The sequence below is a fragment of the Enterobacter sp. ECC-019 genome (assembly GCF_043974075.1).
Lineage (GTDB): Bacteria > Pseudomonadota > Gammaproteobacteria > Enterobacterales > Enterobacteriaceae > Enterobacter > Enterobacter asburiae_D.
The window spans coordinates 1,007,669-1,021,161 of sequence record NZ_CP143759.1 but is presented as its reverse complement, the minus strand read 5'-3'; the positions used below and the strand labels follow the sequence as shown (position 1 = coordinate 1,021,161).

General features: G+C 53.0%; 5 protein-coding genes, 2 tRNA genes and 3 rRNA genes. 3 read left to right on the top strand and 7 right to left on the bottom strand.

The window, feature by feature from the left end:
- The first annotated feature begins 17 nt into the window (after positions 1-17).
- A tRNA-Phe gene (locus V1566_RS04735) sits at positions 18-93 on the top strand.
- Positions 94-311: 218 nt separating this feature from the next.
- Here the strand turns inward: V1566_RS04735 and rrf are convergent.
- From rrf to V1566_RS04715, 4 genes are all read right to left on the bottom strand, one after another.
- Positions 312-427, bottom strand: a 5S ribosomal RNA gene (rrf, locus tag V1566_RS04730).
- A 69-nt stretch (positions 428-496) separates the two neighbouring features.
- Positions 497-3,402 (bottom strand): 23S ribosomal RNA (locus V1566_RS04725).
- 192 nt (positions 3,403-3,594) lie between these two features.
- Positions 3,595-3,670 (bottom strand) — tRNA-Glu (locus V1566_RS04720).
- An 85-nt stretch (positions 3,671-3,755) separates the two neighbouring features.
- Positions 3,756-5,295, bottom strand: a 16S ribosomal RNA gene (locus V1566_RS04715).
- The 16S, 23S and 5S rRNA genes sit together here with 1 tRNA gene alongside, the layout of an rRNA operon.
- A gap of 497 nt (positions 5,296-5,792) precedes the next feature.
- On the opposite strand from V1566_RS04715, the gene V1566_RS04710 reads away from it, so the two are divergent.
- Entirely contained in the window at positions 5,793-6,746 is a 954-nt protein-coding gene (locus V1566_RS04710) for a nickel/cobalt transporter (protein ID WP_395305206.1), read from the top strand.
- Positions 6,747-6,781: 35 nt separating this feature from the next.
- On the opposite strand, the gene proP is transcribed toward V1566_RS04710, so the two are convergent.
- The gene (proP, locus tag V1566_RS04705) at positions 6,782-8,284 is read right to left on the bottom strand and encodes a glycine betaine/L-proline transporter ProP (RefSeq protein WP_047345547.1); all 1,503 of its coding nucleotides are present in this window, start codon (positions 8,282-8,284) and stop codon (positions 6,782-6,784) included.
- Positions 8,285-8,931: 647 nt separating this feature from the next.
- On the opposite strand from proP, the gene kdgT reads away from it, so the two are divergent.
- Complete coding sequence (gene kdgT, locus V1566_RS04700) at positions 8,932-9,924, top strand: 2-keto-3-deoxygluconate transporter (RefSeq protein ID WP_395305205.1); 993 nt, start codon at positions 8,932-8,934, stop codon at positions 9,922-9,924.
- Between the two features lie 56 nt (positions 9,925-9,980).
- Here kdgT and V1566_RS04695 read toward each other — a convergent pair whose 3' ends face one another.
- Both V1566_RS04695 and crfC read right to left on the bottom strand, forming a co-directional pair.
- Positions 9,981-10,856: a diguanylate cyclase regulator RdcB family protein gene (locus V1566_RS04695; protein WP_395305204.1), complete on the bottom strand. Its 876-nt coding sequence runs from the start codon at positions 10,854-10,856 to the stop codon at positions 9,981-9,983.
- A complete protein-coding gene (gene crfC / locus V1566_RS04690) occupies positions 10,853-13,198 on the bottom strand; it encodes a clamp-binding protein CrfC (RefSeq protein WP_395305203.1) in 2,346 nt (781 codons plus the stop codon). The genes V1566_RS04695 and crfC overlap by 4 nt, the downstream gene beginning before the upstream one ends.
- Positions 13,199-13,493: the final 295 nt, after the last annotated feature.

Below are 13,493 nucleotides of genomic sequence, written 5' to 3'. Positions count from 1 at the left end.
GTTTAATGCGCTCCGTTGCCCGGATAGCTCAGTCGGTAGAGCAGGGGATTGAAAATCCCCGTGTCCTTGGTTCGATTCCGAGTCCGGGCACCACTATTTAAAGAACCCAGCCTATGGCTGGGTTTTTGCTTTTCTGCGTTTATCAAAACCTTCCCTGTTTTTATATTCCTGTATCTCTTTCCAGTAAGATCGTGCGGCCTGGCCTGCCCGGTGGCGCTGCGCTTACCGGGCCTACAAAGCCATTTGGCATGATTTCTCACGCACAATGCAAAAAACCCCGCACCTTACGGTACGGGGTTCTTCTAATTGATGCCTGGCAGTTCCCTACTCTCACATGGGGAGACCCCACACTACCATCGGCGCTACGGCGTTTCACTTCTGAGTTCGGCATGGGGTCAGGTGGGACCACCGCGCTAAAGCCGCCAGGCAAATTCTGTTAAATCTGTATCAAAGCTGAAAATCTTCTGTCTCTTCGCCGAAACAGCTTCGGCGTTGTAAGGTTAAGCCTCACGGTTCATTAGTATCGGTTAGCTCAACGCATCGCTGCGCTTACACACCCGACCTATCAACGTCGTAGTCTTCAACGTTCCTTCAGGACCCTTAAAGGGTCAGGGAGAACTCATCTCGGGGCAAGTTTCGTGCTTAGATGCTTTCAGCACTTATCTTTTCCGCATTTAGCTACCGGGCAATGCCATTGGCATGACAACCCGAACACCAGTGATGCGTCCACTCCGGTCCTCTCGTACTAGGAGCAGCCCCCCTCAATTCTCCAGCGCCCACGGCAGATAGGGACCGAACTGTCTCACGACGTTCTAAACCCAGCTCGCGTACCACTTTAAATGGCGAACAGCCATACCCTTGGGACCTACTTCAGCCCCAGGATGTGATGAGCCGACATCGAGGTGCCAAACACCGCCGTCGATATGAACTCTTGGGCGGTATCAGCCTGTTATCCCCGGAGTACCTTTTATCCGTTGAGCGATGGCCCTTCCATTCAGAACCACCGGATCACTATGACCTGCTTTCGCACCTGCTCGAGCCGTCACTCTCGCAGTCAAGCTAGCTTATGCCATTGCACTAACCTCCTGATGTCCGACCAGGATTAGCTAACCTTCGTGCTCCTCCGTTACTCTTTGGGAGGAGACCGCCCCAGTCAAACTACCCACCAGACACTGTCCGCAACCCGGATTACGGGTCTACGTTAGAACACCAGCCATTAAAGGGTGGTATTTCAAGGGCGGCTCCACGCAGACTGGCGTCCACGCTTCAAAGCCTCCCACCTATCCTACACATCAAGGACCAGTGTTCAGTGTCAAGCTATAGTAAAGGTTCACGGGGTCTTTCCGTCTTGCCGCGGGTACACTGCATCTTCACAGCGAGTTCAATTTCACTGAGTCTCGGGTGGAGACAGCCTGGCCATCATTACGCCATTCGTGCAGGTCGGAACTTACCCGACAAGGAATTTCGCTACCTTAGGACCGTTATAGTTACGGCCGCCGTTTACCGGGGCTTCGATCAAGAGCTTCGCGTTGCCGCTAACCCCATCAATTAACCTTCCGGCACCGGGCAGGCGTCACACCGTATACGTCCACTTTCGTGTTTGCACAGTGCTGTGTTTTTAATAAACAGTTGCAGCCAGCTGGTATCTTCGACTGATTTCAGCTCCACCCGCAGGGGCTTCACCTACATATCAGCGTGCCTTCTCCCGAAGTTACGGCACCATTTTGCCTAGTTCCTTCACCCGAGTTCTCTCAAGCGCCTTGGTATTCTCTACCTGACCACCTGTGTCGGTTTGGGGTACGATTTGATGTTACCTGATGCTTAGAGGCTTTTCCTGGAAGCAGGGCATTTGTTACTTCAGCACCGTAGTGCCTCGTCATCACACCTCAGCGTTAATAAGGTACCGGATTTACCTGGAACCTCCGCCTACATGCTTAAACCGGGACAACCGTCGCCCGGCTAACATAGCCTTCTCCGTCCCCCCTTCGCAGTAACACCAAGTACAGGAATATTAACCTGTTTCCCATCGACTACGCCTTTCGGCCTCGCCTTAGGGGTCGACTCACCCTGCCCCGATTAACGTTGGACAGGAACCCTTGGTCTTCCGGCGTGCGGGCTTTTCACCCGCATTATCGTTACTTATGTCAGCATTCGCACTTCTGATACCTCCAGCACCCCTCACAGGACACCTTCAACGGCTTACAGAACGCTCCCCTACCCAACAACGCATACGCGTCGCTGCCGCAGCTTCGGTGCATGGTTTAGCCCCGTTACATCTTCCGCGCAGGCCGACTCGACCAGTGAGCTATTACGCTTTCTTTAAATGATGGCTGCTTCTAAGCCAACATCCTGGCTGTCTGTGCCTTCCCACATCGTTTCCCACTTAACCATGACTTTGGGACCTTAGCTGGCGGTCTGGGTTGTTTCCCTCTTCACGACGGACGTTAGCACCCGCCGTGTGTCTCCCGTGATAACATTCTTCGGTATTCGTAGTTTGCATCGGGTTGGTAAGCCGGGATGGCCCCCTAGCCGAAACAGTGCTCTACCCCCGAAGATGAGTTCACGAGGCGCTACCTAAATAGCTTTCGGGGAGAACCAGCTATCTCCCGGTTTGATTGGCCTTTCACCCCCAGCCACAAGTCATCCGCTAATTTTTCAACATTAGTCGGTTCGGTCCTCCAGTTAGTGTTACCCAACCTTCAACCTGCCCATGGCTAGATCACCGGGTTTCGGGTCTATACCCTGCAACTTAACGCCCAGTTAAGACTCGGTTTCCCTTCGGCTCCCCTATACGGTTAACCTTGCTACAGAATATAAGTCGCTGACCCATTATACAAAAGGTACGCAGTCACACCACGAAGGTGCTCCCACTGCTTGTACGTACACGGTTTCAGGTTCTTTTTCACTCCCCTCGCCGGGGTTCTTTTCGCCTTTCCCTCACGGTACTGGTTCACTATCGGTCAGTCAGGAGTATTTAGCCTTGGAGGATGGTCCCCCCATATTCAGACAGGATACCACGTGTCCCGCCCTACTCTTCGAGTTCACAACCTGTGTGCTTTCGTGTACGGGGCTGTCACCCTGTATCGCCGGACTTTCCAGACCGTTCCACTAACACACAAGCTGATTCAGACTCTGGGCTGCTCCCCGTTCGCTCGCCGCTACTGGGGGAATCTCGGTTGATTTCTTTTCCTCGGGGTACTTAGATGTTTCAGTTCCCCCGGTTCGCCTCGTTAACCTATGTATTCAGTTAACGATAGTGTGTCGGAACACACTGGGTTTCCCCATTCGGACATCGCCGGGTCAAAGGTTCATATCACCTCGCCGGCGCTTTTCGCAGATTAGCACGTCCTTCATCGCCTCTGACTGCCAGGGCATCCACCGTGTACGCTTAGTCGCTTAACCTCACAACCCGAAGATGTTTCTTTCGATTCATCACCGACTTGCGAAAATTTGAGAGACTCGAACACACCTTAAAGATGTGTCGTTTCAATTTTCAGCTTGATCCAGATTTTTAAAGAGCAAATATCTCAAACGTCACCCGAAGATGAGTTTTGAGATATTAAGGCAGGTGACTTTCACTCACGAACCAGCAAGTGGCGTCCCCTAGGGGATTCGAACCCCTGTTACCGCCGTGAAAGGGCGGTGTCCTGGGCCTCTAGACGAAGGGGACACTGAAGTCTCAATCGCAAGACGCCTTGCTATTTACTTTTCATCAGACAATCTGTGTGAGCACTACAAAGGCAGGTTCTTTAAGGTAAGGAGGTGATCCAACCGCAGGTTCCCCTACGGTTACCTTGTTACGACTTCACCCCAGTCATGAATCACAAAGTGGTAAGCGCCCTCCCGAAGGTTAAGCTACCTACTTCTTTTGCAACCCACTCCCATGGTGTGACGGGCGGTGTGTACAAGGCCCGGGAACGTATTCACCGTAGCATTCTGATCTACGATTACTAGCGATTCCGACTTCATGGAGTCGAGTTGCAGACTCCAATCCGGACTACGACGCACTTTATGAGGTCCGCTTGCTCTCGCGAGGTCGCTTCTCTTTGTATGCGCCATTGTAGCACGTGTGTAGCCCTACTCGTAAGGGCCATGATGACTTGACGTCATCCCCACCTTCCTCCAGTTTATCACTGGCAGTCTCCTTTGAGTTCCCGGCCTAACCGCTGGCAACAAAGGATAAGGGTTGCGCTCGTTGCGGGACTTAACCCAACATTTCACAACACGAGCTGACGACAGCCATGCAGCACCTGTCTCAGAGTTCCCGAAGGCACCAAAGCATCTCTGCTAAGTTCTCTGGATGTCAAGAGTAGGTAAGGTTCTTCGCGTTGCATCGAATTAAACCACATGCTCCACCGCTTGTGCGGGCCCCCGTCAATTCATTTGAGTTTTAACCTTGCGGCCGTACTCCCCAGGCGGTCGACTTAACGCGTTAGCTCCGGAAGCCACGCCTCAAGGGCACAACCTCCAAGTCGACATCGTTTACGGCGTGGACTACCAGGGTATCTAATCCTGTTTGCTCCCCACGCTTTCGCACCTGAGCGTCAGTCTTTGTCCAGGGGGCCGCCTTCGCCACCGGTATTCCTCCAGATCTCTACGCATTTCACCGCTACACCTGGAATTCTACCCCCCTCTACAAGACTCTAGCCTGCCAGTTTCGAATGCAGTTCCCAGGTTGAGCCCGGGGATTTCACATCCGACTTGACAGACCGCCTGCGTGCGCTTTACGCCCAGTAATTCCGATTAACGCTTGCACCCTCCGTATTACCGCGGCTGCTGGCACGGAGTTAGCCGGTGCTTCTTCTGCGGGTAACGTCAATCGACAAGGTTATTAACCTTATCGCCTTCCTCCCCGCTGAAAGTACTTTACAACCCGAAGGCCTTCTTCATACACGCGGCATGGCTGCATCAGGCTTGCGCCCATTGTGCAATATTCCCCACTGCTGCCTCCCGTAGGAGTCTGGACCGTGTCTCAGTTCCAGTGTGGCTGGTCATCCTCTCAGACCAGCTAGGGATCGTCGCCTAGGTGAGCCGTTACCCCACCTACTAGCTAATCCCATCTGGGCACATCTGATGGCAAGAGGCCCGAAGGTCCCCCTCTTTGGTCTTGCGACGTTATGCGGTATTAGCTACCGTTTCCAGTAGTTATCCCCCTCCATCAGGCAGTTTCCCAGACATTACTCACCCGTCCGCCGCTCGTCACCCGAGAGCAAGCTCTCTGTGCTACCGCCCGACTTGCATGTGTTAGGCCTGCCGCCAGCGTTCAATCTGAGCCATGATCAAACTCTTCAATTTAAGTTTGATGCTCGTGAATTAAACTTCGTAATGAATTACGTATGTTCACTCAGAGACTTGGTATTCATTTTTCGTCTTGCGACGTTAAGAATCCATGTCACTTTGAGTGCCCACACAGATTGTCTGATAAATTGTTAAAGAGCAGTGCAACGCGGCTTTCGCTCACCGTTGCGAGGTGGCGTATATTACGCTTTCCTCTTTCAGAGTCAACCCGTTATTTCAGGATTTTTTCTCTTCAACCGAACCGCTTGTTGTGTGAAGTGATTCACATCCGCCGTGTCGATGGAGGCGCATTATAGGGAGTTCTCAGCAGGCCGCAACCGCTAAATGACAGAAAAATGACTGACTGCTGCATTCCACAGCAAAACCCCGCCTTATACCCTTTTATACACAAAGTTATCCACAGCCATGAGCGGATCGCGATGCGATCCTACGAATTGAGCGGGAAGATCAACTATACTAGCGGCAAATACTCTCCTCTGTGCAGGCCCATCCTCATGACCACACAACGCCTCGCCCGTGACTGGCGTCTCCCTACAGCAGGAGTGATGCTGCTGGCAATCCTCTTTGCCGGTTTTACCCTGCATGCGCACTGGAACGCTTTTATCCAGTGGTGTCTCGCCACACAAATTACGCTGCACCGTTATCTGGTGATGTATCTGCTGCAGCTTAATAACCACCAGTACAGCGGCGGATTATGGCTATTAACGGGGGCTTTCCTTTATGGTGTCCTTCACGCCATCGGACCCGGGCACGGAAAATTCATTGTAACGACCTATCTGACCACCAATAAGGAAAGCGAGCTGGCCGCCCGGGTCGTCCCCTTCCTGGGTAGCCTGATGCAGGGCGTGAGCGCCATTCTGTTTGTCTTTATTCTGGCGGTGGGGTTTAACCTCGCCTCAGGGGATATCAGTACCAGCCGCTGGTACGTGGAGAAGATAAGCGCAGTGCTTATTGGCGCATTTGGCGCGTTTGTTATTTACCAGGCACTGAAGAGCCTGCGTCCACACAGGTTAACGATCTCAGCCATCAAGCCGCTTCATCAACACGATGAACACTGTGGCTGCGGTCATCATGGCGTGGGGGCAAACCTGACGCAGGGCGACTGGAAAACGCGCCTGGGTGTGATTCTGGCGATTGGCGCACGCCCGTGCAGCGGGGCGATCATGATTCTGATGTTTTCGAACGCGCTGGGCATTGTCACCTGGGGGGTGGCCGCAGTCATGACCATGTCTTTAGGAACCGCGCTTTCTATCGTGGGGCTTTCACTGGCAGTACGCTACGCCCGCGAGCGCACGGTGAGCTGGTTCGGAGAAAGCGCCTCATTAAGATGGCTGGTACCGACAGTCAAAATAGCCGGAGGGATAGTCCTGATCCTGTTCGCGACGGTGCTGTTCCTGACGGTGATCCCCGTCAGCGCCAATGGCGACTACATCGCTGCTGGATGCTAATAAAAGAAAACCCGCCGTTGGCGGGTTTTCTTTTATTACTCGTTGATGCGTGGATGCTGGTCCACTAGTCGGGAGCGTTTTTTCTGCAGCTCTTCAATCTCTGCGTCAATATCCTCAATCTTCTGCTCTACGTTATCGTAATGCTCACGCAGGATCTCTTTCGCTTCCTGAATATCAGACGCCGCAGGCGTTGCACCTTTCAGAGGACGGTTCGCCGTCTCCTTCATGGTAATACCGGTAATCAAACCAATCACCGCGATCACCATCAGATAATAAGCCGGCATCATCAGGTTCTGCGTGCTCTCTACCAGCGAGGCGGCAAGCGTCGGGGTCAGACCGGCAATCAGCACCGAGATGTTAAAAGCCGCGGCCAGCGCGCTGTAGCGAATATGCGTCGGGAACATCGCGGGCAACGTTGAGGCCATCACCCCGATAAAGCAGTTAAGGATCACCGCCAGCAGCAGCAGACCGGCAAAAATCAGCCCCAGTACATTACTGTTGATCAGAATAAATGCCGGAATGGCCAGAGCAAACAGCGCAACGCTTCCCAGAATAATGAACGGTCGACGGCCAAAACGGTCACTCAACAGGCCCATAATCGGCTGCACAAACAGCATACCGACCATGATGGCGATAATAATCAGTACACCGTGATCTTCCGAGTAGTGCAGGTTATGCGACAGATAGCTCGGCATGTAGGTCAACAGCATGTAGTAGGTCACGTTGGTCGAAATCACCAGGCCAATACAGGTCAGCAGGCTGCGCCAGTGCTTAGTAGCAATCTCTTTGAACGACACCTTCGGACCATCCTGCAGCCCTTCGCGGTCACCCTGCTCCAGTTTTTCGACGTGCTGCTGGAACGCGGGCGTCTCCTCAAGCGCATGACGCAGGTAGAGACCAATGATCCCCAGCGGCAGTGCCAGGAAGAACGGGATACGCCAGCCCCAGTCGAGGAAGTTATCTTCGCCCACCACGGTTGAAATCAGCACCACTACGCCCGCGCCCATAACAAACCCGGCAATCGAGCCAAAGTCCAGCCAGCTCCCCATAAAACCACGCTTACGGTCTGGGGAATACTCGGCAACAAAGATCGAGGCACCGGTATATTCACCGCCCACGGAGAAGCCCTGAGCCATCTTACAAATCAGCAACAGAATCGGTGCCCAAATGCCGATAGTGGCGTAAGACGGTATAAGGCCGATACAGAATGTACTGATCGACATAATGACGATGGTGATGGCAAGGATTTTCTGACGACCATATTTATCGCCGAGCATACCGAAGAACAGACCACCCAGGGGGCGAATCAGGAAGGGAACGGAGAACGTACCCAGAGCGGCAATCATCTGCAAGCTGGGATCGGCCCCGGGGAAAAACACTTTACCTAACGCATAGGCCACAAAGCCGTAGACACCAAAATCGAACCATTCCATCGCATTACCGAGCGAGGCTGCGGTAATGGCTTTACGCAGCTTTGCGTCATCAATAATGGTGACGTCGCGAAGCGTGATGGGTTTAATCTTTTTCCTTCTTAGCATAGCTATCCTCGTTGACTCGGCCCTGTCTGTTTCACAGTCCAGTTTGCGTTCTGTGAACCATGGGATCCGCTCCATGCGAATCGCCTTATTCAAGCGTAGCAGGTTTACTTACATTGACGATTTACGTCGATACAACCGAACCTGTTGACGCCTGCCTGGGCAGTTAATGACCTTTTTACCCTACCAGCGTTTATATTTGTGATCAACTTCACACATATTTTCGCGTCCGGTCAGCTCAGGCATATTTTTGTCAAGGAGTGCCAATACGCACTTCCTTAACCCGCCTAAAGAACATCCTCCCGCGCGTCATTATTTGTTTCGTAACAGAAAAAAAACCACGTTAATTCACATCAGCTTTACATAAATTCTCACCAACAGGATCCGGCCTTAATTTTTACATTGAATATGTGACAAGGATAACTAAAACGATGTTTTATTTTCATTGAATCACTATTCCAATGATCGCATTATAAATCCGAATTCAGCGTTTAAGGTGTTTCTGAATCAGGTTAATCGGGAGCACACATTTAATTATGTTGCAGGGTAATCGAAAAAATACCGCAAGTAAAAAGAGCAATTGATTGAATTTATTGACTAATTTTTAACACCTATCACCCGTCCTGCGGGATCCGATGTGAGGTTTGTCCATGAAGATTAAAGCCACAATAGAACGCATACCTGGCGGTATGATGCTGGTTCCGCTGGTACTGGGCGCGATCCTGAATACCCTTGCTCCCGATACCGGAGCTTATTTTGGCGGTTTCACAAAAGGCATGATAACAGGCACGGTTCCCATTCTTGCCGTCTGGTTTTTTTGTATCGGTGCATCCATTAATTTGCGGGCAACGGGTACTGTAATACGGAAATCCGGCACGCTGGTGCTCACCAAAATAGCCGTAGCCTGGGCGGTGGCGATGATATGCGCGATGTTCATTCCGGAGGATGGAATTCAGACCGGGTTCTTCGCGGGATTATCGGTCCTGGCGATTGTCTCGGCGATGGATATGACCAACGGCGGATTGTACGCCAGCCTGATGAACCAGTACGGGACGAAAGAAGAGTCCGGCGCATTTGTGTTGATGTCTCTGGAGTCCGGCCCGCTGATGACGATGCTGATCCTGGGGTCTGCTGGCCTGGCCTCGTTTGAACCTCACCACTTTGTCGGCGCGATCCTGCCCTTCCTGATCGGTTTCGCCCTTGGCAATCTCGATCACGATCTGCGTGATTTCTTTAGCAAAGCCACGCCGGTGCTGATCCCGTTCTTCGGTTTCGCACTGGGGAACACCATCAACCTGAAGGTCATTCTCGATACCGGCCTGCTGGGTATTGTGCTGGGTGTCGCCGTGATCGTCATCACCGGTATTCCGCTGATTATTGCCGACCGCGTAATCGGAGGAGGAAACGGCACGGCCGGCGTCGCCGCCTCTTCAGCCGCGGGCGCAGCCGTCGCAAACCCGGTGATTATTGCCCAAATTAACCCGGCCTTCGAACCGGTGGCCGCTTCAGCGACGGCGCTGGTTGCCGCCAGCGTGATTGTCACCGCGATTCTGGTGCCCATCATCACCGCGCTGTACGCGAAACGCTACGGGAATATGCCAGAGACCCAGCCTGAGCCGAAACCAATAGAAATGAATCATTAACACACCGCACCAAACCATACCCTCTTCCCCGCGGGGAGAGGGTTAGGGTGCGGAGTTTACCCAAAAATCTCTTCTACCATCGCGTCCACCAACCGTTTTGCTGAACAGAGCCTTGGCATACCCAGCGCGACGGTCTGCCAGTTTTGCGTCACTGACCAGCTCACCGGATGTTGATCCGCCTGACACCAGTCCCCCAGCCACCCCAGCATGTCTTTATGATCGATTAAACCCGGAGAGGCCGGCGTTGTCAGCCACTGGTGATAGAAATGGCGGGTCGTAGGGGATGCATTGATGCCTTGCGCCAGATAGTTAGCCGCCATGCTGCGCAGGTTATCCTTAAGCATTGCCACCACATCTTCATTCGCGAGGCGGCATGCATCACCAAATGCCCCCCAGCGAAGCTCTTCCAGCACGATAAAACAGCGCCCGGCCAGCGACCAGCCATCATAATGCCCGGCCCGCCAGCGGGTAAAAATCTGCTCGCTGTGCTCGCCCGCCTGCACCGTGAGCCCGCGCTGGGTCAGCGCCTTTTCTTTATATGCTGCACGTTGGGTAAAATGAGAGGCGAGTTCACCGTATTGCTGCATCAGCCCAGGGGATTGCGGCGCGCGCGGGTGAGTCTGCTGGCGCAAAGCAATCAGCTTATCTGCCATCAGCGTCAGCGCCAGATGACCCGGATCAAGCATGCCGGCCAGTTTTTCCGCCAACCCCAGGCGCAGCGCTGCATTTTCATTGAGCATACCCGCCATCGCCCAGGGGCGTAGTCGGGTATGCGTCATGATTTCCTGAGTCAAACGCTCGCGAAACTGAAGCTGTTGTGGTCCCAGATGAGAATGACGCGCCGCGTCTCCCCCCTGCACCAGATCGACCATAAATTTTGGATTAATACACTCCAGCGTTCGCCCGGGGCCGTCCAGTAGTGGTGTTGTCATGGTTGCTCTGCCGCGAATAGAGTTTGAATATCATCGCGTAACAGTCGGGTATCTTCCTGTATCCACGTCGCAGTAGTGATACTTTGCTTCAACAACTGGCAGAGCGCTCGGGTTGAATGCTCATTCTGTTGACGCACTGCGAGGCTATCACGCAAGCTTTCCTGTAACCCGGTCAGGCACAACGAAAATTCTGCAAAGAACGTTGCCATTCCTGCCGTAACAGAGACATCGACCTGCGCGGACAAAGCTTTACGGATTTGTTCACAAAACTGTTCAATATGTTGCTTAAATTTGTCATGTAGCTGCGCAATGTCGATAACATAGCGCGTGCGCGTTTCCACATACTCATCCCAGCCCCAGCCCGGATTATTGAGCCAGCGAGAGACCGTCTCTCGCATGCTGCCCCCACCCGATGGCGGGCCTGCCTGGCTGTCATCCTGCGCAATCGCATCATTAAACAGCGCCCGCGTGTTGAAGTTAAGCTGGTGAGCCTGAAACGCCGGGAAACTGATTCGCGCCCGAAAACCCGCATGGCTGAGATGCTCTTTAATACGCGTTTCGATGGGGCGCATAGCTTCGTTCAGGGAACGCGCCAGCGTGGACTCAAGCTGGTCGAAGCGTAGCGCCAGCTCCCGGCAAATCTTCGTCTGCGCATCCAGCATCACCCGCTCGCAGGAGGAGCGGATTTTACTCAGCGCAATCTGCGCCTGCCCTTCGTCGTCCAGAACCAGCTGCTTCAGCTCGTCACCGTGAGGGGTCTGCCGATCGATGCCTGCCAAATCACGAATATGCTGAGCGCTGAACACCTCGCCAATCGCCTGGTTAAGCGCGGTTTTTTGGGCCCCCATAAAGTCCGCAGTGGCGTTCAGCGCCTCCTCAACTTCATGTTTCACCTCATCGCTCACCACGCTCTGGCGCGTCTGCAGAAGCGCCATGTCCTCTTCCAGACGTGCGATATTCAGTTCCAGCGCCTCAAAGGCAACCGTCAGACCCTGATAGCGGAAGTCGAGGTACTCCCGGGCATTTTGTGCGTAGTTGAGCAGCTTATGCGAGGCCGAACGCAGCGCGTAAAGCGAGGCATTGGCATAGGCGGCGTAAATCAATTTGCGTATGGGTTGTTCGAAGAGGGAGTCTTCCCAGAGCAAATCGGCAGAATGACGAATATGATCGATATCGTCCAGGTCAGCCGTACGCCAGCGCCGCCCAAGCGCAGCCTCGGCAAAATCCTGCACCCAGGGTTGCTCCTGATGATCCGGCAGCTGTCCGTGGGTACTCATCTCGTAGCGAGCGCGGTTCGCCAGATACGCCCACATGGAGGAAACGGGATAGATCTGACCAGGCGAAATATTGCCTTTCATTAAGGTGCCGGAGATCATCGCCCGGATCTGCTCTTCATCGTCGCTATTGCGATCTTTCTGATCGAACTTATTGACCAGCGCATACAGCGGCACGGATTTTCCCGCCGCGGAGATGGCCTGGCGGACTTCTTCATCAGAGATCGATTTAAGCTGGGTATAATCCATCACGGCCAGCACTGCCGACGCGCGGGACAACTGCTCGTTGAGCATTTTTTGCAGATGCGGCTGTCCGGCCTCATTTGGTCCGGGCGTATCGAGCAGCGTCAGCTGTCCGAGGTGAGCATCCAGACCCGCAAGATGCACGAACTCCACTTCAATCACCGGAATATGTTCGATGGCGGCATATTCAGAGAAAGGAAACTCCACGCCTAACGCCTGGGAAAGTCTCACCAGGTCGTTGAGGCTTTTCAGACAATGAAATATCGGCTGCGCGCCCAGGTGATGCTTCTCAAAAGCTTCTCCTTTTTCAATGCGCTCCAGCAGCGTATTCATGTCTTTATCAATTTCCAGATGCTGGGCCAGCTTCCCGCGATCGTAGTCGCAGAGCTTTTTCTGAAGCAGTTGAATCAAATCATCAATCGGCGAGGCATGTGAGAAATGCAGCACCGGGTCCTTCTGACCCGGCGTATGGCGAATCAGGGTAGGTAGCGCCGTCATCGGACGATTGCGGTTCGGCAACACTTCGGTACCCACAATCGCATTAATGGTGGTCGATTTCCCCGCTTTCATGGTGCCAACAATAGCCAGGACCATTTCCAGCCGGGTTATTTTCCGTAATTCATTATTCAGCATCGCCTGCTGCGCGTCGACACCGCGCGCACTAAAATGCAAAGGTAAAACGTTGTTCTTTTCACCCGTAATGGCAGCCGCTGTGCTCTCCAGCATCGCAGTCGGCATTGATTTCAACGTATCAAGATTTTGCAGGGCGAGCTGTAACAAACGCTCAGCTTCCTGGCTTAATTCAAAAATGGTCTGTGTGTGCATGATAAAAGCCTTTCCTTAACGCAAATTTATTACTTTTATTAAGCCACTGGTATTAATTATGTTGTTCAGGCTTATATGATCACGTGTGGAAAACATGTCCGCCGAAATATAACTGATTGATGATAATCAGAAATAATTCGCTATCCTTGCATGGCGTGTATAGCTCCCCTCCTGGCCTGACGGCCAAAAGAAAAAAGCGTAGCCCATTTTTAAGAAACTTCAGGATATATCATCATTATTTATCCCCCTAAAAAAAGAGGTAATACGCCCCTGCCATAAGATATGTTTGGCAGCG

Bases quoted from the DNA above. Each gene is read 5' to 3' on its own strand.
- V1566_RS04710 (WP_395305206.1), top strand. From the start codon at position 5,793: ATGACCACACAACGCCTCGCCCGTGACTGGCGTCTCCCTACAGCAGGA.
- proP (WP_047345547.1), bottom strand. From the start codon at position 8,284: ATGCTAAGAAGGAAAAAGATTAAACCCATCACGCTTCGCGACGTCACC.
- kdgT (WP_395305205.1), top strand. From the start codon at position 8,932: ATGAAGATTAAAGCCACAATAGAACGCATACCTGGCGGTATGATGCTG.
- V1566_RS04695 (WP_395305204.1), bottom strand. From the start codon at position 10,856: ATGACAACACCACTACTGGACGGCCCCGGGCGAACGCTGGAGTGTATT.
- crfC (WP_395305203.1), bottom strand. From the start codon at position 13,198: ATGCACACACAGACCATTTTTGAATTAAGCCAGGAAGCTGAGCGTTTG.